Source organism: Nocardia nova NBRC 15556, from assembly GCF_001613005.1.
GTDB classification, from domain to species: Bacteria; Actinomycetota; Actinomycetes; order Mycobacteriales; family Mycobacteriaceae; genus Nocardia; species Nocardia nova.
Map to the genome: position 1 here is coordinate 40,884 of NZ_BDBN01000010.1, position 23,083 is coordinate 63,966.

General features: G+C 67.8%; 23 protein-coding genes. 14 read left to right on the top strand and 9 right to left on the bottom strand.

The window, feature by feature from the left end; all coding sequences use genetic code 11:
• Positions 1-431 precede the first annotated feature (431 nt).
• Positions 432-1,058 carry a hypothetical protein gene (locus NN2_RS05515; RefSeq protein WP_063010993.1) on the bottom strand — a complete coding sequence of 209 codons (627 nt, stop codon included), beginning with the start codon at positions 1,056-1,058 and terminating at the stop codon, positions 432-434.
• Positions 1,059-1,190: 132 nt separating this feature from the next.
• On the opposite strand from NN2_RS05515, the gene NN2_RS05520 reads away from it, so the two are divergent.
• Positions 1,191-1,625 carry an SRPBCC family protein gene (locus NN2_RS05520; protein WP_030516501.1) on the top strand — a complete coding sequence of 145 codons (435 nt, stop codon included), beginning with the start codon at positions 1,191-1,193 and terminating at the stop codon, positions 1,623-1,625.
• Between the two features lie 30 nt (positions 1,626-1,655).
• On the opposite strand, the gene NN2_RS05525 is transcribed toward NN2_RS05520, so the two are convergent.
• The 3 genes from NN2_RS05525 to NN2_RS05535 form a co-directional block, all read right to left on the bottom strand.
• Entirely contained in the window at positions 1,656-2,009 is a 354-nt protein-coding gene (locus NN2_RS05525) for a VOC family protein (RefSeq protein ID WP_030516500.1), read from the bottom strand.
• 62 nt (positions 2,010-2,071) lie between these two features.
• A complete protein-coding gene (locus NN2_RS05530) occupies positions 2,072-2,893 on the bottom strand; it encodes a MerR family transcriptional regulator (protein ID WP_063010995.1) in 822 nt (273 codons plus the stop codon).
• 41 nt (positions 2,894-2,934) lie between these two features.
• A complete protein-coding gene (locus NN2_RS05535) occupies positions 2,935-3,540 on the bottom strand; it encodes a hypothetical protein (protein ID WP_063010997.1) in 606 nt (201 codons plus the stop codon).
• Between the two features lie 170 nt (positions 3,541-3,710).
• On the opposite strand from NN2_RS05535, the gene NN2_RS05540 reads away from it, so the two are divergent.
• Together NN2_RS05540 and recR are read left to right on the top strand one after the other, a co-directional pair.
• Entirely contained in the window at positions 3,711-4,049 is a 339-nt protein-coding gene (locus NN2_RS05540; RefSeq protein WP_081879613.1) for a YbaB/EbfC family nucleoid-associated protein, read from the top strand.
• 21 nt (positions 4,050-4,070) lie between these two features.
• Complete coding sequence (gene recR, locus NN2_RS05545; protein ID WP_030516496.1) at positions 4,071-4,679, top strand: recombination mediator RecR; 609 nt, start codon at positions 4,071-4,073, stop codon at positions 4,677-4,679.
• 48 nt (positions 4,680-4,727) lie between these two features.
• Here recR and NN2_RS05550 read toward each other — a convergent pair whose 3' ends face one another.
• A complete protein-coding gene (locus NN2_RS05550) occupies positions 4,728-5,369 on the bottom strand; it encodes a hypothetical protein (protein WP_063010999.1) in 642 nt (213 codons plus the stop codon).
• 201 nt (positions 5,370-5,570) lie between these two features.
• Here NN2_RS05550 and leuA point away from each other — a divergent pair, with 201 nt between their 5' ends.
• The 8 genes from leuA to NN2_RS05590 all read left to right on the top strand — a co-directional run bounded on the left by leuA (position 5,571) and on the right by NN2_RS05590 (position 16,952).
• The gene (leuA, locus tag NN2_RS05555; RefSeq protein WP_063011001.1) at positions 5,571-7,397 is read left to right on the top strand and encodes a 2-isopropylmalate synthase; all 1,827 of its coding nucleotides are present in this window, start codon (positions 5,571-5,573) and stop codon (positions 7,395-7,397) included.
• A 242-nt stretch (positions 7,398-7,639) separates the two neighbouring features.
• Complete coding sequence (locus NN2_RS05560; RefSeq protein ID WP_245658566.1) at positions 7,640-9,673, top strand: MinD/ParA family ATP-binding protein; 2,034 nt, start codon at positions 7,640-7,642, stop codon at positions 9,671-9,673.
• A 127-nt stretch (positions 9,674-9,800) separates the two neighbouring features.
• Positions 9,801-11,558: a hydroxysqualene dehydroxylase gene (locus tag NN2_RS05565; RefSeq protein ID WP_082856756.1), complete on the top strand. Its 1,758-nt coding sequence runs from the start codon at positions 9,801-9,803 to the stop codon at positions 11,556-11,558.
• A 36-nt stretch (positions 11,559-11,594) separates the two neighbouring features.
• The gene (locus NN2_RS05570) at positions 11,595-12,212 is read left to right on the top strand and encodes a pyridoxamine 5'-phosphate oxidase family protein (protein WP_063011068.1); all 618 of its coding nucleotides are present in this window, start codon (positions 11,595-11,597) and stop codon (positions 12,210-12,212) included.
• 75 nt (positions 12,213-12,287) lie between these two features.
• Positions 12,288-13,523: a MurT ligase domain-containing protein gene (locus tag NN2_RS05575; protein ID WP_063011070.1), complete on the top strand. Its 1,236-nt coding sequence runs from the start codon at positions 12,288-12,290 to the stop codon at positions 13,521-13,523.
• Between the two features lie 72 nt (positions 13,524-13,595).
• A complete protein-coding gene (locus NN2_RS05580) occupies positions 13,596-14,306 on the top strand; it encodes a type 1 glutamine amidotransferase (RefSeq protein WP_063011003.1) in 711 nt (236 codons plus the stop codon).
• A 168-nt stretch (positions 14,307-14,474) separates the two neighbouring features.
• Complete coding sequence (locus NN2_RS05585) at positions 14,475-16,049, top strand: GMC oxidoreductase (protein WP_245658567.1); 1,575 nt, start codon at positions 14,475-14,477, stop codon at positions 16,047-16,049.
• Between the two features lie 75 nt (positions 16,050-16,124).
• Complete coding sequence (locus NN2_RS05590; RefSeq protein ID WP_063011007.1) at positions 16,125-16,952, top strand: hypothetical protein; 828 nt, start codon at positions 16,125-16,127, stop codon at positions 16,950-16,952.
• Between the two features lie 12 nt (positions 16,953-16,964).
• Here the strand turns inward: NN2_RS05590 and NN2_RS05595 are convergent, their stop codons facing one another.
• The 3 genes from NN2_RS05595 to NN2_RS05605 all read right to left on the bottom strand — a co-directional run bounded on the left by NN2_RS05595 (position 16,965) and on the right by NN2_RS05605 (position 19,142).
• Positions 16,965-18,170, bottom strand: coding sequence for a low temperature requirement protein A (locus NN2_RS05595; protein WP_063011009.1), 1,206 nt, complete (start codon positions 18,168-18,170; stop codon positions 16,965-16,967).
• A gap of 54 nt (positions 18,171-18,224) precedes the next feature.
• On the bottom strand, positions 18,225-18,683 hold the full coding sequence (locus tag NN2_RS05600) for an SRPBCC family protein (RefSeq protein ID WP_030516485.1): 459 nt from the start codon (positions 18,681-18,683) through the stop codon (positions 18,225-18,227).
• Between the two features lie 273 nt (positions 18,684-18,956).
• Complete coding sequence (locus NN2_RS05605) at positions 18,957-19,142, bottom strand: DUF1918 domain-containing protein (RefSeq protein ID WP_063011072.1); 186 nt, start codon at positions 19,140-19,142, stop codon at positions 18,957-18,959.
• Positions 19,143-19,333: 191 nt separating this feature from the next.
• Between NN2_RS05605 and NN2_RS05610 the strand changes: the two genes are divergently transcribed.
• A complete protein-coding gene (locus NN2_RS05610) occupies positions 19,334-19,909 on the top strand; it encodes a dihydrofolate reductase family protein (protein WP_030516483.1) in 576 nt (191 codons plus the stop codon).
• A gap of 26 nt (positions 19,910-19,935) precedes the next feature.
• Here the strand turns inward: NN2_RS05610 and NN2_RS05615 are convergent, their stop codons facing one another.
• Positions 19,936-20,352: a secondary thiamine-phosphate synthase enzyme YjbQ gene (locus NN2_RS05615; RefSeq protein ID WP_030516482.1), complete on the bottom strand. Its 417-nt coding sequence runs from the start codon at positions 20,350-20,352 to the stop codon at positions 19,936-19,938.
• A gap of 388 nt (positions 20,353-20,740) precedes the next feature.
• Between NN2_RS05615 and NN2_RS05620 the strand changes: the two genes are divergently transcribed.
• On the top strand, positions 20,741-22,006 hold the full coding sequence (locus tag NN2_RS05620; RefSeq protein ID WP_030516481.1) for an aspartate kinase: 1,266 nt from the start codon (positions 20,741-20,743) through the stop codon (positions 22,004-22,006).
• 3 nt (positions 22,007-22,009) lie between these two features.
• On the top strand, positions 22,010-23,044 hold the full coding sequence (locus NN2_RS05625) for an aspartate-semialdehyde dehydrogenase (protein ID WP_030516480.1): 1,035 nt from the start codon (positions 22,010-22,012) through the stop codon (positions 23,042-23,044).
• Positions 23,045-23,083 lie beyond the last annotated feature (39 nt).

A 23,083-nucleotide genomic window follows, 5' to 3' on the forward strand; every position in this document is an offset into this window, starting at 1 on the left:
TCCCGGTTTCCCCCGGCCACCGCGAGGGTACCTATGGGCGCGATTCTTCACGCATATGTTGCATTGCGTTCGATCACGGGCCCGGTTCCCACTCCTGAGTCATCCACCCAGCTCGCGGACATATTTCCGGGCGGAATCGTACCGCCGTACGCTGCCTGCGGGCTTGTGACGAACCAATCGAAATTTCTCGCCGGTCCCGGAACGAGCGTTCCGGTTCCGGGTCGAAGGCTGGGGCCGAAAACCTGCGATCGATGGTCCGCCGCGCCGTATTCGAGCGTCGATAGTCGCGGACCGTGCGATGCCCGATCGCTATCGCGCTGCGGGGAGTTCCGGGCAGTGCGGGATGCCGGGGAATGCGATGCTGCGGATAGAGCTCGGTGCAGTGGGCAGAGCGCGACGCGACGGACGGGGCGGGATGCGCCGGAAGGAACTCAGCGCGTCGGATAGGCGGGACGGGCTCCGTCCGGGGCGGCCGGCGGATAACCGGGCGGCGCCGGCGGATAGCTCGCTGCCGGCCCGGTCGGTGCGAAATGCGGTGTGGCAGAAGGGTATTCCGGGTAGCGGGCCGGCCCGGGGTGCGGCGGATAGCCCGGCGACGGTGGCGGGTAGCCGGTTCCGGCGGCGTGACCGGGCGCGGGATAGCCGCCTCCACCGGGCGAGGCGGCATGCGTCACCGGATAGGCGGGGACGGCGGCCGGATTCGGGACCACTTGCATACCGGTCTTCGCACCCGAGCCGCCCGAGCGGCGCAGCTCTCCGGCCAGGAACGCGCCACCGCCGACGATCATCAACACGCCGAAGCCGAGCAGCAGCCAGCCGGTGCGGGTGTTGTCCGATGCTTGTTCGTCCATCGAGCGGGTGGTGCGGTGACCGTGTTTGTCGACCTGGACGCACTGGTCCCCCGACCGCATGGTTTCACCCCCGCAGTCGACATTGCCGTGGCTGTTCAGCATCGTGACGGCGCCGACGATCATGACGACGCCGACGACCATCACGCCGATCCACTTGAGCACATTCTTGACACGGCGCGCGCCGATCGCGGCGTTCGACAACCTCATCCCCCCGGGCGTAGCTGTGGGCAGAGCGAAACCGCGTCTGCCGGTCCGGAACTGCACCGGACGCGGCGTAGCATAGCCCCGCAGAACGGCCCGAATAAACCCGAACGACCCCGGATCGCATAGGAGCTCATTGTGGGACAGGTCAGTGCATCCAGCTCGACCGTCGTCGCTGCGGAACCGCAGCGTGCGCTGGAAGCGATCGCGGACTATCAGGATGTGCGGCCCCGCATCCTGTCTTCGCACTACCACGACTACAAGGTGCTCGAAGGCGGAAAGGGTGCCGGAACCGTCGCCGAATGGACGCTGCAGGCGACGCAGAAGCGCTCCCGCAACGTCCACGCGGTCGTCTCGGTCTCCGATTCGATGGTGACCGAACGGGATTCGAATTCCACGATGGTCACCACCTGGACCGTCACTCCCTCGGGTGAGGGTTCGCTGGTGACGGTCCGCACCAGCTGGAAGGGTGCGGGCGGGGTCGCCGGCTTCTTCGAGGGCATCTTCGCCCCGCTCGGCCTGAAGAAGATCCAGGCCGAGGTTCTGGAAAACCTGAAGCGCGAGTTGAGCTAGTCCGCCTCCGCTTCGCTGCGGCCCAGCGGCTCAGTGCTGGTGGGCGATGTCGAACAGGTTGCCCTCGGGGTCGGCGAGGGTGACCCACTGCACGCCGTATTCGTCGAAGTCGCCGATGTGTTTCGCGCCCAGCGAGACCGCCCGCTCGATCTGAGCGCGCCAGTCCGGTGCGCTCAGATCCAGGTGGACTACGTTCTTGCCCGGGGTCTTGTCGGGGACCTGGATGAACATCAGCCCCGGGCCGCGGTCGTCACCGCGGCCGATCGAGGCGAAATATTCGTTGGCGTCGGCGTCCACCGGACGCTCCAGCAACTGTGCGTAGAAGTTCGCCAAGGCGGCGGCGTCACGGCAGTCGAAGGTGACGGCGGCCAGACTGATCGACATGAAATATCCTCTCTTCGTGGGTAATTCGTGAATATGCGGGGGAGCGTGCGGCGTCTGCCCGATCACTCCGGTGCGATCGGCCAGCAGACCTCGGTGCGCTGCGCGGCCGGGTCCGCGCAGTCCTGCGGGCCGACCACGTAGATTTCGCGGATCGGCTCCGCCAGCGCGGTATCGTGTTCGGCCACATGCGAACCCAGCGCGCCGTAGGTGCGGTCGAAGTCGGTGAACGCTCCGGCGTGCACCGCAATCGCGAAGCGGCGCTGCGGAAATCGCCGCACCGCGACCTCGCGGTACTGGTCGAAGGCGGCGCCCGGATCCGCCGCCAGCGGCGCGAACGCCACCACCTCGCCGATCTCGTTCTCGAAGAAGTCCGCCGAGTACGTCGCCCCGCTCGGGCCGGCCGGGGCCACCCCCGCCCCGGCGAGCAGTTCGAACAGCCGGGGGAAGACCGCCCCGCACCAGTCGCCGATCTCCTCCCGCGACACCAGTGCGCGAATCGTCACCGCGGCGAACTCCGGAACCAGGCGGTACTGCACGTCGATCGGCGCACCCGGGGACAGCAGCGCCCGCAGTGATGCCACCACATCACGCGTCCGCAGCAACTCCGCTTCCATTCGCTCCAGATGTGCGGCCAGCGCGGCATCGCGGGCGGCACGATCCGGCGCCGCGAGGACCGCGCGGATCTGCGGCATGGGCATATCCAGATCGCGCAGGCGCCGAATCAGGTGTGCCTGTTCCACCTGCGCGGTCGAATACCGCCGATACCCCGAGCCGGGATCGACCGATGCCGGCTCGAGCAACTCGATCTCGTGGTAGTACCGCAGCGTTTTCACGCTGAGATAGGTGAGGCGGGAGAACTCGCCAATGGAGACTGTCGCGGCCATGTGGACAAGCGAACACCCTCCAGCAACGGGAGAGTCAAGCCCTACTGCTCGGTGAGGGCGAAGGTCAGCAGCAGCGTGGTCTGGAAAAACCCTCGCCACCAGGAGTAACCGAACCAGACGCCGGGGGTCACCTGGCGAATCTCGTCGAGGATCTGGGGCGTGATCGAGGGGGTGTAGTCCAGAAGCCAGGCCGGTTGGCCGTCCAACCGCGCGGGCCCGGAATAGACGTCGGCGGGGAAACCTTCGACCCCGGCCCCGGTGATCCGGTTGGTCAGGGTTCCGCCGTCGGGTCCGGTGTAGAAGTTCTTGCCGATCCAGAACGGCGGCGCCACCGCCTCCATCACCGGCGGGCGGGTCACCCAGCCGTTGGTCACCCCGGTCGGCACATCGCCACGGGGCGCGTCCCGGAAGATCTGATCCTGCTGTTCGGCCGAACAGTGGTTGTGCAGCGCGTCGACCGTCGCCGCCGGATTGTCGGTGTAGAGAACGCAGCCACCACCGTAATCGGTATCCGCCGAGGCGGCCGGCGCCAGGACGGCGGAGCCGACGCCCAGCACGGCGAGCGCGACGACGGTCGTCAGTGCCGAACTCCGCCGGGCGCGGCGCGCCGGATGTGCGGATGTGGTGTGCGCGAGTGCGGAAGACATATGTTGATCTTGGTCCCGATACATGACCGGCCTCCACCGGATTGGCCCGACCCGTGTGCCGACTCCCGGCCCGGTTCCGATGGTAAAGGTGCCCGGCCGGGCCGGTACCGGGCTGGATCCGAACGTGACTACGCTGGTGCACATCCGCATCCCGCAGAGAGGACATCACCGTGGAGCCTGGTGGACAGCTCGATATGCAGGCACTGCTCGCACAGGCGCAGCAGATGCAGCAGGCGGTGATGGCCGCGCAGGCCGAAATCGCCGCGACCGATGTGGCGGGTGAGGCCGGCGGCGGTCTGGTGAAGGTGACGATCAAGGCCAGCGGCGAGGTGCAGTCGCTGCAGATCGATCCGAAGGTGGTCGACCCCGAGGACGTGGAGACGCTGCAGGATCTGATCGTCGGCGCGGTCAACAACGCGATGGCCAACGCGCAGCAGCTCGCCGCCGAGAAATTGGGCCCGCTCGCCGGTGGCATGGGCGGCGGTTCCATGCCCGGCCTGCCGTTCTGAGCGGCCCGATAGGACATATCCGTGTATGAGGGTCCGGTCCAGGATCTGATCGACGAGCTGGGCAAACTGCCCGGAGTCGGTCCCAAGAGCGCGCAGCGCATCGCCTTCCATCTGCTGTCGGTCGAGCCGCCGGAGATCGACCGGCTGCAGTCGGCACTGCAGAAGGTGCGCGACGGTGTGCGGTTCTGCGCGGTCTGCGGCACCGTCTCCGACGGCGAACTGTGCCGCATCTGCGCCGACCCGCGCCGGGACCGGACCATGATCTGCGTCGTCGAGGAGCCCAAGGACGTCCAGGCCATCGAGCGCACCCGCGAGTTCCGCGGCCGCTACCACGTGCTCGGCGGTGCGCTGGACCCGCTCTCGGGGGTCGGCCCGGACCAGCTACGCATTCGAGAACTGTTGGCGCGCATCGGAAATCAGGAGGACGGTGTCGATGTCACCGAGGTGATCATCGCCACCGATCCCAATACCGAGGGCGAGGCGACGGCCACCTATCTGGTGCGCATGCTGCGGGATTTCCCGGGCCTGTCGGTTACCCGGCTCGCCTCCGGCCTGCCGATGGGCGGCGACCTGGAATTCGCCGACGAACTGACCTTGGGCCGCGCGCTGTCGGGACGGCGAACGCTCTGAACTCGGGGCGGGCTCCGATCGGAACGTCACCGATCGGAACGTCACCGATCAGAACGTCACCGCCTCCCAGCCGATCGCGTCGAGACGGCTCCGGTCTCCGGTGGTCCAGTCCCAGACGAGTGCGGCCACCTGCTGGCCGTCCTCCAACCGGACCGCGAAATGCCGATCGGGACCGCCGTCACGGTATTCCAGCGTGTACAGGCCGGGCTCGTCGCGATAGGTCTGGATATAGACGTGGTCGTCGCGCTCCACGATCAGATACGGATTCGGTTCCCCGAGTTCGGTGATCCACTGATGCGCGAGGCGCTCGGTCAGATAGGGGAACTCACCCGCACCGCCGTGGGTGACGGTGACGTCGATGCGATCGGTCGGATCGATCAGCCAGTTCAGTTGCGGATCGTAGAGCGCGTAGTCACGCGGGGTCGCGAGCTCGAACAGGAGGTTACGCACGTGGCCGATGGCGTCGTAGCGGGCGGCGACGTACAGCGCGCCGCCGGTGCCCTCGCCGCCCGTGGCGACACTGAGGAACGCCTCTTCCTCCGGCAGGGCGTCGTTGCGCCGGTTCACCTCGGCCGCGATCGCCGCCACGGTCTCGGTCTGCGGCCGTCCCTGCTGCGCGGCCAGGTAGGTCTCCACCGCATCGGGCGAGGTGGCGATGCCCGCGGGAAGCAGCACGTGGTCGTAACTCATCCGGCCAGGCTACGTGGCGGTGTGGCGAGGCTCCTTTTCCACGCCGCGGCCCGACCTGTAAACTGGCCGACATCATGCAGCGGGCACTCCTCCTCGGCCGCCGCGACGGGGTCTGAATCGGACCGGCTCCCGTCGCGGGGTTTCAGCTGTGCCGGTCGACCCCAATACTTGGGACACCCACCCACACCTCGGAGAAACGCCATGTCACCCGCTGACGCCTTCGTATCCGGCACGCGCACCATCACCGCGCCGTCCAAACCCGCGCCCGCCGATCAGCCCGCGTGGAACAAGCAGAAGAACTCCTCGATGCCGACCTTCCGGTACCGGCCCTTCGCCGAGGAGGTCCCGGGCGGCAGCCCGGCATTCGACGCTGCGCCGATTCCTTTCGACCGCACCTGGCCGGACCGGGTCGTGGACCGGGCGCCCGGCTGGTGCGCGGTCGACCTGCGCGACGGCAATCAGGCCCTGATCGACCCGATGAGCCCCGCCCGCAAGCGCCGCATGTTCGACCTGCTGGTGCGGATGGGCTACAAGGAGATCGAGGTCGGCTTCCCGTCGGCCAGCCAGACCGACTTCGATTTCGTCCGCGAGATCATCGAGGACGGCGCGATCCCGGACGACGTCAGCATCCAGGTGCTGACCCAGTGTCGTCCCGAGCTGATCGAGCGCACCTTCGAGGCGTGCCAGGGCGCCGCCAATGTGATCGTCCATTTCTACAACTCCACCTCGATCCTGCAGCGTCGCGTGGTGTTCCGTGCCGACCGCGACGCGGTGAAGAAGATCGCGACCGACGCCGCGAAGCTGTGCCTGGAGATCGAGCAGCGCTACCCGGACACCAACTGGCGCTACGAGTACAGCCCGGAGTCCTACACCGGCACCGAACTGGAGTACGCCCGTGAGGTGTGTGACGCGGTGTCCGAGATCATCGCGCCGACTCCGGAGAAGCCGCTGATCATCAACCTGCCGGCGACGGTCGAGATGGCGACGCCGAACGTGTACGCCGATTCCATCGAGTGGATGAGCCGCAACCTGGCCCGCCGCGATTCGATCGTGCTGTCGTTGCACCCGCACAACGACCGCGGCACCGCGGTCGCGGCCGCCGAACTGGGCTATCAGGCCGGCGCCGACCGCATCGAGGGCTGCCTGTTCGGCAACGGTGAGCGGACCGGAAACGTCTGCCTGGTCACCCTGGGGATGAACCTGTTCTCCCGCGGTGTGGATCCGCAGATCGACTTCTCCGATATCGACGAGATCCGCCGCACGGTCGAATACTGCAACCAGTTGCCCGTGCACGAGCGCCACCCCTACGGCGGCGATCTGGTCTACACCGCCTTCTCCGGCAGCCACCAGGACGCCATCAACAAGGGCCTGGACGCCATGAAGGACACGGCGGACGCCTCCGATTCCGATGTCGACGACATCGTCTGGGAGGTTCCGTACCTGCCGATCGACCCCAAGGATGTGGGCCGCACCTACGAGGCCGTGATCCGGGTGAACTCGCAGTCCGGCAAGGGCGGCGTCGCCTACATCATGAAGACCGACCACGGACTGGTGTTGCCGCGGCGGCTGCAGATCGAGTTCTCGCAGGCGATTCAGAAGATCACCGACGGCGAGGGCGGCGAGGTCACGCCGAAGGAGATGTGGGACGTCTTCGCCGAGGAGTACCTGAACCCGGTGCTGCCGCTGGAGCGCATCCGGCAGAAGATGACCGCCGCCGAAACCGATTCCGGCACCGACACCATCACCGCGGTGGTGAAGGTGGACGGGGCCGAACAGGAGATCGTCGGTTCCGGCAACGGCCCGCTGGCCTCGTTCGTCGACGCGCTGGCGACCATCGGCTACGACGTGCGAGTGCTCGACTACTCCGAGCACGCGATGTCCTCCGGTGACGACGCGCAGGCCGCCGCCTATGTCGAATGCGCGATCGGGGACAAGGTGACCTGGGGCGTGGGTATCGCCACCTCCATCACGACCGCCTCGCTGCGCGCGGTCGTCTCCGCGGTGAACCGCGCACTGCGCGCGCGCTGATCCGTACACCCTGCTCGACAGCCGGGACCGCCCACCGCCGGGAAGGCGGTGGGCGGTGTTCTGGGGCAACTCGTCCGGTACGGGGTGCGGCCTCTGTTCACCGGGGGACTCGTATTCGGCCAGCGTGCTAGCGTTGTGGCGCATTGGCCGCGAGCTCTCTGCTCGAACTCTGTCGAGCAGATGGGGGAAACGTGACGACTAACGACAACTCCACTTCACCGCCTTGGTTGCAGGGGCAGGGGATGGGCGATTCAGCTGCCGAACAGGACAATCCGACCTCGCTGCCGTCGCAGGACGAATCCGACGCGGACACAACGGCATCCGACGGGACGGCGAGCGTGACGTCCGAATCCGAACCGACCGGCGCACCCGCCGAGGAATCCGCGGAATTCGAACACGCGGCCTCCGGGATCATTCCGCCGGTGCCCGACGGTATCGAACAGACCACGTTTGCGCCCGGCCCGCAGTTCGGGCCCGACGGCTTCGCTCCGCCCGAGCAGGGGGGATTCGCACCGGGGCCGTTCGCGCCGCCGGGAGCGAATCCGTATCCGCCGAATCAAGGTTTCGCCCCGCCGGGCTTCCCGATGAACGACCATTCCGGTCCGTTCGCCCCGCCGGGAGATCCGAACGGATTCCCGCCGCCGTGGGCGGGCGGGCCCGGCCCGGAGGGTTTCGCGCCGACCGCTTTCCCCGGCGAGCAGGGTGGTTTCCCGCCGCCCGGGAATCCCGGTGAACCGGGCGGCTTCGCCCCGGGCGGATTTCCGGGTGAGCAGAACGGTTTCGCGCCTCCGGGCGAGCAGGGTGGTTTCCCGCCGCCCGGAAACCCCGGTGAGCCAGGCGGATTCGCGCCGCACGGCAATCCGGGCGACCCGGGCGGTTTCGCCGTGCAGGGCAATCCCGGTGAGCAGGGCGGCTTCCGGCCCGCCGCCGGTGAGCCGGGATCCGGGTACGGCGAGGTCCGGCAGGAAACGCCGTACGGCGAGATCCGCCAGGAGATCGGCGCCGACGGCATGGTCCGCCGGGTCTTCGACGATCGGCAGGGACCGCCGCCCGTTCCCGAGCAGCAGGGCGCGGACGCCGATGCCGGCGGCCAGATCTTCAGCTGGGCGCCACCGCCGCTGCCCTCGGCTCCGCCGCCGCAGCACATGCCGCCGCAGCAGCAACCGCCGCAGCAGCAGGGCGGCTGGCAGGGCGGTCCGGGACCGCAACAGCAACTGCCGCAGGGATATCAGCAGCAGCCGCAATCGACGTTCCAGCCGCAGCACATGACCCAGCCCGTGCAGCCGGGGAATTCGGTCAACGACCTGAACCTGCTCAAGCGGGCGCGGCGGTCGCCGCGCAGCGGCTGGCGACGCGCCGTGCACAAGGTGACCGGCGGCGCCATCAATCCGGGCGAATCGTCGGCCGATCTGATCTACCGCGAACTGGTGGATCGGGTGAACCAGCCGGTGCGCGGCGACTACCGGATCGCGATCCTGTCGCTCAAGGGCGGCGTCGGAAAGACCACGACCACAGTCGGTTTGGGTTCGACCTTCGCCTCGCTGCGCGGTGACCGGGTGATCGCCATCGACGCCAACCCCGACCTGGGGACCCTGGCCCACCGGGTGCCGCGCCAGACCCGCTCGACGGTCCGCAACCTGCTCGAGGACCAGCACATCAGCCGCTACTCGGATGTGCGGGCGCATACCTCCCAGGCACCGAGCCGACTGGAAGTGCTTGCCAGCGAACAGGATCCGGCGGTCTCGGAGGCCTTCAGCGAGGCCGACTACCGGCGCGCGATCGGCATTCTGCAGCAGTTCTACAACATCATTCTCACCGACTGCGGTACCGGCCTGATGCATTCGGCGATGGCCGGCGTACTGGATATGGCGAGCTCGCTGATCCTGGTCACCTCCCCGGCCATCGACGGCGCGCGCAGTGCCTCGGCGACTCTGGACTGGCTCGAGCACCACGGTTACAGCAAGCTGGTGGAGCGGACCGTGGTGGTGGTCAATGCCTCCCGCCGCGGCGCCTCGACCGTGGACCTGGACCAGTTGCGCAAACTGTTCCTCGACCGCACCCGCGCGGTGCAGGTGGTGCCGTTCGACGATCATCTCGCCGAGGGCGCGGAGATCGACCTGGAACTGGTCAGCAAGCCCACCCGGCGGGCGCTGCTGGAATTGGCGGCCATGGTCGCCGACGATTTCGGATACCACGTCCCGCAGCCACCCTTCCCGGGGCCGCAGACCCAGTACCCGGGCCCGCAGGGCCACTATCCGGGTCCGCACGGCTACTGATTCGCACCGGGCGCCGATTCCGGGGATTCTTCCCACCGAATTGGTGCCCGGCGCGAATTGTCACCCCAATCGATACGGGGCCCGGCCGCACCGCATACAGTTACCCGCGGTGTGGAGGTCCCGATAGATGGCAGAAAAATACGGGGCCGTCTCGCGAAGGACGGTACTTCGCGGGGTGGCCGGCGCGGGTGTGATAACCGCGGGCGCCATGGTGCGCCCGATTCGTGCGAATGCCGATCCCGGTCGGCGGGTCGCGATTTTCGGCGGTGGCGTCGCCGGACTGACCGCGGCGCACGAATTGGCCGAACGCGGATTCGACGTCACGGTGTACGAACGCCGGGCGCTGGGCGGTAAGGCGCGCAGCATTCCGGTGGCGGGCAGTGGCCGCGACGGCCGGCCCGATCTGCCGGGCGAACACGGTTTCCGTTTCTTCCCCGGTTTCTATCACCACATTCCCGACACCATGCGGCGAATTCCGTTCGCGGGCAATGCCAACGGTGTCTGGGACAATCTGGTCCCGGCCGCCGAGGCGCGTTTCTCCCGCGCCGGCGCCGACGACACCATCCTGCCGATGGGCCGCGCCGGAAAGCCGTGGGCCACTCCGGACGATTTCCGCCAGACGGTCGCCTCGGTGATCTCCACCTCGATGAGGATGCCGATGACCGATGCGGCGTATTTCGCCAATCGGTTGCTGGTTTTCAACACCAGTTGCGACGATCGCCGTTTCGGCGAGTGGGAGAAACTCGCCTGGCGCGATTTCGTGGGCGCTCGCGGCCGCTCGCAGGAATTCCGCATGCTGATGTCGCGCACTCTCACCACATTGCTGGTCGCGGCGAAAGATGATCACGCCAGTACCCGGACCATCGGTTCCATGGGGGAGCAGTTCCTCGGCAATCCGCTGGAGACCGGTAACGACGGACCGCTGGACCGGCTGCTGAACGGGCCGACCAACGAGGCCTGGATCGACCCGTGGGTGGCCCATCTGCGCGGCCTGGGGGTGCGGTTCGAAACCGCCGAACTGCGCGGGCTCGACGTGCGCGATCGGCGCATCTCGGGTGCCCGGGTGGCCGGCGGCAGCGGTGGCGATCGGGCGGTCGACGCCGACTACTTCGTGCTCGCGGTACCGGTCGAGGTCGCCCGTGGACTGTGGACGCCGGACATTCTGGCCGTGCAGCCGGAATTGGCGGCCATGGACGGCCTGGTCGTGAACTGGATGAGCGGAATGCAGTTCTATCTGCGCCGCCCCACCCAGATCGCCCGCGGCCATACCGCCTACGTCGACTCGCCGTGGTCGCTCACCTCCATCGCGCAGAACCAGTTCTGGTCGCGCACAAAGCTTTCCGAATCAGGTGACGGTTCGGTTCGGGACTGCCTGTCGGTCGACATCTCGGACTGGAATACACCCGGCATCCTGTACGGCAAGCCGGCGATCGAATGCACCCACGACGAAATCGCCCGCGAGGTCTGGGCGCAGTTGCAGAAGCATCTGGAAGGCGCTGCCGCACTGCAGGATTCGGACCTGGTGTCGTGGTTCCTGGATACCGGCGTGAGCTGGGACGCCGCGCAGAACCGCAACGCCAACGCCGACCCGCTGCTGATCAACACCGCCGGTTCGTGGGCGGCGCGCCCGAATGCGCACGGAGCCCTGGAAAACCTTTTCCTCGCGGGCGATTACGTACGCACGAACATCGATCTCGCGACGATGGAAGGCGCTTGCGAGGCGGCTCGCACCGCGGTGAACGCGCTGCTGGACGTCGCCGGTTCGAATGCCGCCCGCTGCCGGCTGTTCGAGCTGTATCGGGCGCCGCAGCTGGAGCCGCTGCGCCAGGCCGACCGCGCGCGCTATGCCGCGGGCCGGCCGAACATGTTCGACGTCCCGATGTAGGTGGCGGGCGGCCGATCTCGCGCGTTCAATGGGGTGATGAGCGAGATCACCAGCGCCGCCGAACTTCGGGAACTGCTCGGTGAGCCGGCGCCGCGCGCTGCGACGAAGGAACGGACGCGCCTGCATCCGCGCGATCGGGAGTGGATCGCGACCGCGCCGTTCGCCGTCCTCGCCACCAGCGATGCCGAGGGTTGTTGCGATGCCTCGCCCAAGGGCGATCCGGCCGGATTCGTGCACGTGATCGACGACCGCACCCTGGCCATTCCCGAGCGGCCGGGCAATCGCCGGGGCGACGGATACTTCAACATCCTGTCCAACCCGCACGTCGGCGTGCTCTTCCTGATTCCCGGACGCAACGAGACGCTGCGGGTCAACGGCCGGGCACGGCTGCTGCGCGACGCGCCCTACTTCGACGAGATGGTGGTCAAGGGCCACCGGCCGATCCTCGCGGTCGAGGTGGCGATCGAGCAGATCTTCTACCACTGCGCCAAGGCGCTGCTGCGCAGCGAGCTGTGGCGGCCCGAACGCTGGCCGGAGGACCCGCTCCCCAGCCATGCGGTGCTGGTGAAGGAAGTCCAGCGCAACACCACCGAATCGCTGGCGGAACTGCGGGACTACTACTCGCCGGAGAATTACCGGCGGATGCTCTACTGACCGGCTCTTGCCTGTCGGTCGCAGATCACATCGGCCGCTCGCGCGCGGGTGTCTCGCCACCAATACACTCGCGTGGTGGCAGACATCTCGGTGCGCGGACGGCTGGCGCTGCGGGCGGCGGCAGCGGCGTCGTGGGCCTCGCAGAAGGCCGGACGCGGTAAGGGGTCGATGATCGGCGGGCTGATCGCCCTGCAGATCGCCCCCGACATCATGACCCAGCTGGGCCGCAACCGGCGGACGGTGCTGGTCACCGGCACCAACGGCAAGTCGACGACGACCCGGATGACCGCGGCCGCGCTGGCCGAACTGGGCCGCGTCGTCACCCAGGCCGACGGTGCCAATATGGATGCCGGAATCGTCGCGGCGCTCAGCGTCGACCGCACCGCGCCGCTGGCCGCCATCGAGGTCGACGAACTGCATCTGCCGCACGTGGCCGATGCGCTGAACCCCGCCGCGGTGGTGCTGCTGAATCTGAGCCGCGATCAGCTCGACCGGGTCGGCGAGATCAACATGATCGAGCGCAAACTGCGCGAGGGCATGGCCCGGCATCCCGACACCGTGCTGATCGCCAACTGTGACGACGTGCTGATCACCTCGATCGCCTACGACCACCCCAATGTGGTCTGGGTGTCGGCGGGCAGTGGCTGGGCGGTCGACGCCACCAGCTGTCCGCGCAGCGGCGAGCCGATCGTCTGGGAGGGCACCGATTGGCGCAGCACCGGTGCCGACTTCCGGCGGCCGGAACCGCAGTGGTGGGTCGACGCGGAGTATCTGTGCAGGCCCGACGGGCTGAAATTGCCTTTGCACCTTGCCCTTCCCGGCCGCGCCAATCGCGGCAACGCCGCGCAGGCGGTGGCCGCGGCGGTCGCGCTGGGCGGACATGCCGACACCGCGGCGCAAGCCGCCGGAACCGTTCGCGAGATCGCCGGCCGCTACCGCACCGTGCAGGTCGGCGAGCACTCCGCACGGCTGCTGCTGGCCAAGAATCCGGCCGGCTGGCAGGAGGCGCTGTCCATGATCGACCCCGAGGCGACGGGTCTGGTGATCGCGGTCAACGGCCAGGTGCCCGACGGCGAGGATCTGTCCTGGCTGTGGGATGTGCGCTTCGAGCACTTCGAGGGCACCCAGGTGGTCGCGGCGGGCGAGCGCGCCACCGACCTGGGCGTGCGGCTGACCTACGCCGGCGTCGAGCACACCACCGTGCCGAATCCGTTGCGTGCCATCGCATCCTGTCCGCCCGGACGGGTCGAGGTGCTCGCCAACTACACCGCCTTCCGGGATCTGAATCGCGATCTGGACACTCGGGCATGAGCGACGCGAGCGGAGGCGGCAGCCTGCGTAACCACGGAGCGAGCCGCGAATGCCCGAGAGGAGACAGCACTGATGGCTGAATCGACGGTACGGATCGGGCTGGTGCTGCCCGATGTGATGGGGACCTACGGTGACGGCGGCAACGCGCTGGTCTTGCGGCAGCGGCTGCGCATGCGCGGCATCGATGCGGAGATCGTGGAGATCACGCTGAACGACCCGGTGCCGGAGACGCTGGACATCTACACCCTCGGCGGCGCGGAGGACTCCGCGCAGCGGTTGGCGACCCGGCATCTGCAGCGCTATCCCGGCCTGCAGCGCGCGGCCGCGAAAGGTGTTCCGGTACTTGCCATCTGCGCCGCGATCCAGGTGCTGGGCAACTGGTACGAAACCTCCGCGGGCGAGCGCGTGGACGGTGTCGGCCTGTTCGACGTGACCACCGCTCCGCAGCGGGTCCGGTCCATCGGCGAGGTCGCCACCACACCGTTGCTCGCCGGCCTGACCCAGCCGCTCACCGGATTCGAAAATCACCGGGGCGGAACGTCTCTCGGCGCGGACGCGACCGGACTGGGCCGGGTCACCAAGGGCGTCGGCAACGGTGTGGGCGACGGCCTCGAGGGAGTGGTGCAGGGCTCGGTGATCGGCACCTACATGCACGGCCCGGCACTTGCCCGCAACCCTGAACTGGCCGACCACCTGCTCACGCGGGCCCTCGGCGGTCGCGAACTGGAACCGCTCGACCTGCCCGAGGTCGACCGGCTGCGTCGCGAACGTCTGCGCGCCTGAGACCCTCTACTACGTGATATAGCGATCGCGCATGTAACAGCGCGGTCGTCGGCGCCGATCCTGTTGAGAGATAGGAAGTTCGGCGGTAATCTCGCGCGCGGCCATGCGTGATGAGGGAGGTGGCCGGTGCGGAGACGTGCCTTTTTACAGGCGGCCGGTGCTGCGGTTTTGCTGGGTGCCACGGGCGCGTTGCGCGAGACCGGAACAGCCACCGCCGATCCGGCGTGGAACGGGATGTTCCGCAACTGGGTTTCCGAGATCTTCGTCCCGCAGCCGGATCCTCCGGCGCATACCGAAGCCATCGTGATCGGATCCGGATTCGGCGCCGCGGTCGCGGCGTTGCGGCTGGCCGAGGCGGGTATCGCCAACACCGTGCTGGAGCGCGGGTCGCGCTGGCCGAATGATCCGTGGCGGGAGATCTTCACCGGTGACGATCTGCCCGACGGCCGCGGCTTCTGGCATCGCACCAGCTTCACCGGCGTCACCAAGGTCGCCATGCGTTTCGCCGATTTCGGCGGCGTCCTGGATATCACCGAATTCGACGGCATCGATGTGTGGCGCGCGGCAGCCGTGGGCGGCGGGTCGGTGGTCTTCTCCGGGTGCATGATCGCCCCGCAGCGTCGGCATTTCGACGAGATCTTCGGTGGCACAGTCGATTACACCGAGTTGGAGCGCACCTACTATCCGCGTGTGCGGCAGATGCTCAACCTGTCGGTCATGCCCGCCGACATCTACAATTCTTCCCCGTTCACCCATTCCCGAATGTGGGACGAGCAGGTGCGCGCGGCCGGATACGAGCCGCAGCCCAACGAGTCCATCTTCAAATGGGATACGGTTCGTGCCGAACTGGCCGGTGCCACGCGCGCCTCGGCCACCGCGGCCCGCAGCAATCTCGGTAATTCGAACGGCGCGAAATTCGACCTCAACCAGAACTACCTGAAGTACGCGCATGCCACCGGCCGCTCGTCGGTGTTCGCGGGGCATCGGGTGGACAGCATCGGCCGCGACGGTGACCGCTACGTCCTGCAGGTCACCAAGCTCGACCCGACCGGCACGGTGCTGGGCACCCGGACGCTCACCTGCGACAAGCTGTTCCTCGGCGCCGGGTCCATCGGCACCACCGAGCTGCTGGTCCGCGCCCGCGCCACCGGCGCCCTGCCCAACCTCGACGAACATGTCGGCGACGGCTGGGGCACCAACGGCGACGTCGCGCTGGCCCGCGGTGAGAGCCGGCTCTCGGGCCTGGGCCAGGGCGTGCCGAGTGCCAGCCGGATCTTCGACGAATCCGGTATGCCGCTGACACTGGAAAGCTGGTACATCCCCGGAATTCCGCTGGAGACCGGCGCATTGGCCTCGCTCGGGTTGGTGATCGATCCGACCCGTGCTCGCATCACCTACGACGCCGCGCGCAACGCCGCCGCACTGAGCTGGCCGCGTGCGGCCCAGGACCGGATCGTGGCCGCCTGCCGCGCGGTCGACCAGCGCATCGCCGAACGGTCGGGGGCTCTGTTCGACTACCAGGCGCTCGGCTACGACGCCAATGCCCCGTTCACCGCACATCCCCTCGGCGGTGCGGTGCTGGGCCTGGCCACCGACAACTACGGCCGGGTCAACGGCTATCCCGGGCTGTACGTAGTCGACGGTGCGGCGATTCCGGGCAGCACCGGCGCGGCCAATCCGTCGCTGACCATCACCGCACTGGCCGAACGCAACGTCGAGGCGATCATCCGCGCCGGGCACTGATTCGCGCCGCACGGGCACTCGTGGCGGCTTCCCGGCGCCGTCGGGGCCGCTACTCTCGGCGGGTACCCGTTCGATGTGGAAGGGACCGTTGTGGCGCAGTACCCGGCTGGACCGTTGCCCGAGCAGTATCCGCGCAAGCCGCCGGCGCTGTGGACCGATCTGCTGATGCTGGCTCTCGCCGTGGTCTCGGTGGGTCTGGTCACCTGGATCACCTTCTTCACCGTGCCGCAGCACACATATCACGTGATCGTGGTGGTCGACTCGTCGATCTGTGCGGTGTTCGCCCTCGAATTCCTGTGGCGCTGGCGGCGGGCGGACTGGTCGTGGACCTACCCGTTCGTCTACTGGTACGAGGTCCTGGGCATGATCCCGGTGACCAGCCCGTTCTTCCGGGGATTCCGATTGCTGCGCATCGTCGTGATCCTGGTCCGGCTGGCGCGCGTCGCCGACCGGGCCTTCGGTGACCGGGTCACCGCCGCGGTCGTGAACCGCTCGATCGCCGTGATCGTCGACGCGGTCCGGCGCCCGGTCACCATGGCCGTGCTGGAGGAGGTGGCCGATGTGCTGCGCCGCGGCCGGTACACCCGCAATATCGCCGCCGCGCTGGAGGAGAACCGCGACGAACTCGACGCCATGATCCTGGAACTGATCAAGAACGATCCGGCGGTCGGGCGGGTGCGCTACCTGCCCTTCCACGAGGAGATCATCCGCGGCATCGCCGACGCCAGCTTCCGGATCGTCTTCCAGGTGCTGGCCGACCCGCGCACCGACGAACTGGTCGGAGATGTGCTGCGCGAGAACATCAATCAGATGCGGGACGCGGTGCGCGACGGCGGGCACGTGCCGGAAACTGTGGATCACAAACCGCAGCAGCGTGTTTCGCCGAATCTCGGATCGCGGTAGTCGGCACCCGGTTCAGTGGGCGTGCCGGACCGCGTCGCGCGGTTGCGCGTAACGCACTGTCTCCCAGACGATCAGCACCGTCAGCACCGCGCACAGCAGTCCGAGTGCGGCCATCGCCGGCAGCTGCCCGGCCAGCGGCACCAGCGCGATCAGCACGGCCGCGGTGACCAGGCGCGGCCACAGCACCACCCGGGTCGCGTAGTGCCGGAAACCCACCAGCGCCAGCAGGTACAGCACCACGCCGCCGTAGAGCGCGAACAGTGGAATGCCCTGCAGCCGATCGTGCAGCGTATGCCCGGCCGCCCCACCGAGATAGTTGAGCGTCTTCTTCAATCCGAGCGACATGGCGACGATGCCGGCCACCATCGGGAAATGCCAGAAGGTGTAGCAATTGCGCGCGATCTGGATCCGGCGCGAGCCCGAGGCCTCGGTCATCGCGCGTTCCACGACGGTCGCCGCGACGTCGAAGTAGGCCCACCACAGCAGGCCCGAAACAGCCAGTGCCAGCAGCGATCCCGCGGTGATCGGCCACGAGATCGGCAGTCCGGCCACGCCGACGCCGATGGAGACGATCGATTCGCCCAGCGCGACGATCACGATCAGGCCGTGCCGCTCGGCGAAGTGCGAGGCCGAATTCACGCGCCAGTCGTTGCCGGCGAAGAAGGTCCAGACCATATCGCCGGCGATGGCCGCGATCCACAGCACGATCTGCACGGTGCCGTGTTCGACGGCCGCCACGATCAGCAGCGCGGTGCCGATGGTGATCGAGCCGCCGGCCCAGCGGCCCACCTGCCCGCGCAACTGCCGGTCCTCGGTACTGGCCAGCCAGAACATCGCCAGATGGACCAGCCGGATCACGAGGTAACCGATGGCGAACACGAGCGGTCCGTACCAGCCGCCCGGCATGTCGTGGAACGCCTCGGGAATCACCTCGGCCACGATGAGTCCCGCGCCCATGGCCGCGAACATCGCCACCCGGGCCACCCCCTCGTCGGCCTTCACCACATTGCCCAGCCAGGCATAGGCGATCCACACCCACCACATCACCGCCAACACCAGCGCGGCCCGCAGCATGTTGAGGGCGGTGACGTCGTGCGCGGCCAGATCGGTCACCTGAGTGAAGGCGAAGACCAGGACGAGGTCGAAGAAGAGTTCCAGCTGGGTTACCGAGGCGTCCTCGGTGACCGCTTGAATGCGTGTGCGTCTGACACCGGTCATTCGCACATCGTGGCAGGAAGCCGACGTCAGCGCCCGCGACGGCGAACCTCTCGGTCAGCCGACCTCGTAGTTCTCGCCGAAGGGAAATTTCTCGATGTACTCGATGAGGTTGTGCACGGCCTCGTCGTTGGCCCGCGAGAGCGTGCGCTTGAGTAGCAGACCGGGGACGGGGATGGGCAGATGGATCTCGGAGTGGTACCAGACCTCGGTGCCCTCGTCGGTCTCCTCGATGTCGAACCAGCCCTTGCCACCGCCACCGGCGGCGCTCTCCACCACTTCCCAGGAGATGCGTTCCGGGGTGCAGGTGTATTCGAGGACCTGACGGTCGGAGTTGTTGAGGGTCGTCACCGTGGCGTAGACGCGGCGGGGACGGTCGAACTCGTCGCGGGTCGCGACGCGCACGTCACGGTGCGCAGGCGACCATTCGGGGATCCGCTCGACGGCCAGCAATGCTTCCTGAACCTGATCGGGTTCGACATCGATGATGAATCGGTGATCGGTCTTCGTGCGCATGTCTTGCCCTCCACTGCTTCGGCCGATTGTCTCCGCCGTCACACGCGGTCGTCAACCGTGTGGTCTGTTCCCGGAGTTACAGAGACCGACCAGTCTGATTCGGTTCGGTCGGGCGTGCCGGGTTTGCGGTCGCGCTGCCGGGGCCCGTCGGCAGCGTGCTCGACGTCGGGGTGTGCCGCCGATGGCCGGACGATTGCCGGGCACATGGTCACTTGCCCGAAAAGGGACTGCCCCCGGGTGGGAAAGGGGGCTTGACGATCCTCGTCCGCACAGCTACCGGTGGTGAAGGACCTCCCAGTCCGGCCCGGGAAAGACCAGACTTTCGTGCCCGTCCTCGAACCGGACGACGTAGGGCGGGGCGCCGTCGATGCCGCGCGCCTCGATGATTTCGCCGGTGCGTTCGGGCATTCCCACAGCATTGCTGTGGACGAGAATGTGATCACCTACATGCGCCTGCATGACCGCCATTATCGTTTGATGTGATACTGCTCACAAGTCAATGTCTTAGTTCCCAGCCGCCCGAATCGCTAATCCTTGCGATCCATCCGAATCGGCGCGCGGCAACTTTCTAATCCGCTTGACACCACTCTAGCTGTAGTACTATGTTTCAACCACTACAGTTAGAGTGCAACAAACAAGGCGGTATCGGTATGCGAAAGCTCCTCTACTTCGTCGGCGTCTCGCTCGACGGCTACATCGCCGGGCCGGGTGGGGAGTACGACTTCTATCCCGTGGCCGAGGACATGGCGGAATTCGTCAATGGGCGCTATCCGGAGTCGGTTCCCGCGCACATTCGCCCGCACTTCGGAATGGCCGTGGACGAACCCAACAAGGAATGGGACACGATCCTCATGGGGCGCGGCACCTACGAACCCGCGCTGTCGGCCGGCATCGCCAGCCCCTATCCCCATCTGAAGCAGTACGTCGTCTCGGCCACGCTCGATCGCGTCGACGATCCGGAGGTCGAGCTGGTTCCGAGCGATCCGGTAGCCCTGGTGCGTCGCCTGAAGCAGCAGGACGGCAAGGACATCTGGCTGTGCGGCGGGGGACAACTGGCCGGCGCGCTCGTCGACGAGATCGACGAGTTGATCATCAAGAGTTATCCGGTGGTCGCGGGCGCCGGCATCAGCGCGTTCACCGGCAACTTCCGGCCGACCGCGTTCACGCCGGTGCAACGCCGCGAATTCGGCAACGGCGCGCAGATCACCTGGTTCGAGCGCGGCTGACGTGCCCCGCCGGTAGGCGGCCGCGATCAACCGGCGTCGCGCAGGAAGGACAGGCGCACCCGGCGAATCGGGTTGTCGACGTTGAGGTCCACGAAGGCGATCGACTGCCAGGTGCCCAGGGTCAGCTCGCCGCCCAGGACCGGCACGGTGGCGTAGGGGGCGATCAGCGCGGGCATGACGTGCGAGCGGCCGTGCCCGCGCGAGCCGTGGGCGTGGCGCCAGCGATCATCGGCGGGCAGCAGGTCGCGCAGGGCGCGCAGCAGATCGTCGTCGCTGCCCGCGCCGAGCTCGATCAGGGCCACGCCGGCGGTGGCGTGCGGGACGAAGACGTGCAGCAATCCGTCGCCGCCGCCGGCCTCGCGCAGAAACGTGGCGCACTGCGGCGTCAGGTCGTGCACGACCTCCCGATCGCCGGTGTGCAGCTCGATTTCGATGCTCTTCATAGGCCCATCGTGCGCTTTCGCCGCGGCGTGCATCGTCGACTCGCGCGAAGGGGTTCGCCGACCGGGTGCTAAACCGGTCGGTGTGATTACTCACACCGGTACGCCGGCTGTTGTGCCGGGACGGGGCGCCGGGCGCCGGCGGACCCGGAAAACCGCTGATGAACGGGGCTGTGCGCGCCGATTCCGATGCGCCGCACGGGCTCTGCCGCCGCGACCGCGCACCGTACCGCCGCTCCGGAACGGGATCGCCGCTGGTCGGCGTGGCGAATTCGGTGGGCCGGGCCGCCCGATCCCGGTGGCCGCTCGGAGGTAGCCCGCCACCGAGCGGACTCCGATCGGTAGTCTTATTGGCTGTAACAGCAGCTAGTCGATCTTGGAGGACCCCACTGTGGCTCTCGTCGTTCAGAAGTACGGAGGATCTTCGCTCGAGTCTGCCGAGCGGATCCGGCGCGTCGCTGAGCGGATCGTCGAGACGAAGAAGCAGGGGCACGACGTGGTCGTCGTGTGCTCGGCAATGGGTGACACCACCGACGAACTGCTCGACCTGGCCCAGCAGGTGGCGCCCGCGCCGCCGGCCCGCGAACTCGACATGCTGCTGACCTCCGGTGAGCGCATCTCGAATGCGTTGGTGGCCATGGCGATTCACTCGCTCGGCGCCGAGGCCCGGTCGTTCACCGGTTCCCAGGCGGGAGTCATCACCACCGGCACCCACGGCAACGCCCGCATCATCGACGTGACCCCCTCCCGGGTCCGCGATGCGCTCGACGAGGGCTTGATCGTGCTGGTCGCGGGCTTCCAGGGCGTCTCGCAGGACAGCCGCGACATCACCACGCTGGGCCGCGGCGGCTCCGACACCACCGCGGTCGCCCTGGCCGCCGCGCTCGAGGCCGACGTCTGCGAGATCTACACCGACGTCGACGGCGTGTTCACCGCCGATCCGCGGATCGTGCCGGATGCGCAGAAGCTCGAGCAGGTGAGCTTCGAGGAAATGCTCGAGCTGGCCGCCACCGGCGCCAAGGTGCTGATGCTGCGCTGCGTCGAATACGCCCGCCGCTACAACGTTCCGGTGCATGTGCGGTCGTCCTATACCGACCGCAAGGGCACCTATATCTACGGATCGATGGAGGACATCCCCTTGGAGGACGCAATTCTCACCGGCGTCGCGCACGATCGCAGCGAGGCCAAGGTGACCGTGGTGGCCCTGCCGGACGAGCCGGGCTATGCGGCCAAGGTGTTCCGGGCCATCGCCGACGCCGAGATCAACATCGACATGGTGTTGCAGAACATCTCCAAGGTCGAGACGGGTAAGACCGACATCACCTTCACCCTGCCCAAGGCCGACGGGCCGCGCGCGGTGGAGTTCCTGACCAAGCGCCAGAGCGAACTGGGCTTCAGCCAGGTTCTCTACGACGATCACATCGGCAAGGTCTCCCTCGTCGGCGCGGGTATGAAGAGCCACCCCGGCGTCACCGCCACCTTCTGTGAGGCGCTGGCCAAGGCCGGTATCAACATCGACCTCATCTCCACCTCCGAGATTCGCATCTCCGTGCTGGTCAAGGACACCGAGCTGGACGGCGCCGTGCAGGTGCTGCACAAGGCGTTCGACCTGGGCGGCGACGAGGTCGCGGTCGTGCACGCGGGATCGGGGCGATAAACCATGGGTGTACGCGTAGGTGTGGTCGGTGCGACCGGGCAGGTCGGCGCCGTCATGCGAAAACTGCTGGAGGAGCGCGACTTTCCCGCCGACGAGGTGCGATTCTTCGCCTCGGCGCGTTCGGCCGGGAAGAAGTTGCCCTGGCGCGGCGGCGAGATCGTGGTCGAGGACACCGAGACCGCGGATCCGTCCGGACTGGATATCGCCCTGTTCTCCGCAGGCGCCACCATGTCCCGGGTGCAGGCGCCGCGGTTCGCGGCCGCGGGCGTGACCGTCATCGACAACTCCTCGGCGTGGCGCAAGGACCCCGAGGTGCCGCTGGTGGTCAGCGAGGTGAATCCCGAACAGACCCGCAATCTGGTCAAGGGCATCATCGCCAATCCGAACTGCACCACGATGGCCGCCATGCCGGTGCTCAAGCCCTTGCACGACGAGGCCGGACTCCAGCGACTGATCGTCTCCAGCTACCAGGCCGTCTCCGGGAGTGGGCTGGCCGGTGTGGAGGAGCTGGCCACGCAGGCCCGCGCGGTGATCGGGGACGCCGAGAAGCTGACCCACGACGGCAGCGCCCTGCAGTTCCCCGCGCCGAACAAGTACGTCGCGCCGATCGCGTTCAACGTGCTGCCGCTGGCGGGTTCGCTCGTCGACGACGGTTCCGGTGAAACCGACGAGGACCAGAAGCTGCGCAACGAGAGCCGCAAGATTCTCGGTCTGCCCGACCTGCTGGTCAGCGGTACCTGTGTGCGCGTGCCGGTCTTCACCGGGCATTCGTTGTCGATCAATGCCGAATTCGCGCGGCCGCTCTCGGTGGAGCGGGCGAAGCAACTGCTCGCCGACGCGGCCGGTGTGAAACTGGTCGACGTTCCGACGCCGCTGGAAGCGGCCGGTAAGGACGAGTCGCTGGTGGGCCGGATCCGCCAGGATCCGGGCGTGCCGGAGGGGCGTGGCCTGGCGCTATTCGTCTCGGGTGACAACCTGCGAAAGGGCGCCGCGCTCAACACCATTCAGATCGCGGAAGTTCTGCTCGCGCAGCGCTGACACTGCATTTTCGAACGGGCCGTCCGATTGCGGGCGGCC

Bases quoted from the DNA above. Each gene is read 5' to 3' on its own strand.
- NN2_RS05515 (WP_063010993.1), bottom strand. From the start codon at position 1,058: ATGAGGTTGTCGAACGCCGCGATCGGCGCGCGCCGTGTCAAGAATGTG.
- NN2_RS05525 (WP_030516500.1), bottom strand. From the start codon at position 2,009: ATGTCGATCAGTCTGGCCGCCGTCACCTTCGACTGCCGTGACGCCGCC.
- NN2_RS05530 (WP_063010995.1), bottom strand. From the start codon at position 2,893: ATGGCCGCGACAGTCTCCATTGGCGAGTTCTCCCGCCTCACCTATCTC.
- NN2_RS05535 (WP_063010997.1), bottom strand. From the start codon at position 3,540: ATGTCTTCCGCACTCGCGCACACCACATCCGCACATCCGGCGCGCCGC.
- NN2_RS05550 (WP_063010999.1), bottom strand. From the start codon at position 5,369: ATGAGTTACGACCACGTGCTGCTTCCCGCGGGCATCGCCACCTCGCCC.
- leuA (WP_063011001.1), top strand. From the start codon at position 5,571: ATGTCACCCGCTGACGCCTTCGTATCCGGCACGCGCACCATCACCGCG.
- NN2_RS05560 (WP_245658566.1), top strand. From the start codon at position 7,640: ATGGGCGATTCAGCTGCCGAACAGGACAATCCGACCTCGCTGCCGTCG.
- NN2_RS05565 (WP_082856756.1), top strand. From the start codon at position 9,801: ATGGCAGAAAAATACGGGGCCGTCTCGCGAAGGACGGTACTTCGCGGG.
- NN2_RS05570 (WP_063011068.1), top strand. From the start codon at position 11,595: ATGAGCGAGATCACCAGCGCCGCCGAACTTCGGGAACTGCTCGGTGAG.
- NN2_RS05580 (WP_063011003.1), top strand. From the start codon at position 13,596: ATGGCTGAATCGACGGTACGGATCGGGCTGGTGCTGCCCGATGTGATG.
- NN2_RS05595 (WP_063011009.1), bottom strand. From the start codon at position 18,170: ATGACCGGTGTCAGACGCACACGCATTCAAGCGGTCACCGAGGACGCC.
- NN2_RS05600 (WP_030516485.1), bottom strand. From the start codon at position 18,683: ATGCGCACGAAGACCGATCACCGATTCATCATCGATGTCGAACCCGAT.
- NN2_RS05605 (WP_063011072.1), bottom strand. From the start codon at position 19,142: ATGCAGGCGCATGTAGGTGATCACATTCTCGTCCACAGCAATGCTGTG.
- NN2_RS05610 (WP_030516483.1), top strand. From the start codon at position 19,334: ATGCGAAAGCTCCTCTACTTCGTCGGCGTCTCGCTCGACGGCTACATC.
- NN2_RS05615 (WP_030516482.1), bottom strand. From the start codon at position 20,352: ATGAAGAGCATCGAAATCGAGCTGCACACCGGCGATCGGGAGGTCGTG.
- NN2_RS05625 (WP_030516480.1), top strand. From the start codon at position 22,010: ATGGGTGTACGCGTAGGTGTGGTCGGTGCGACCGGGCAGGTCGGCGCC.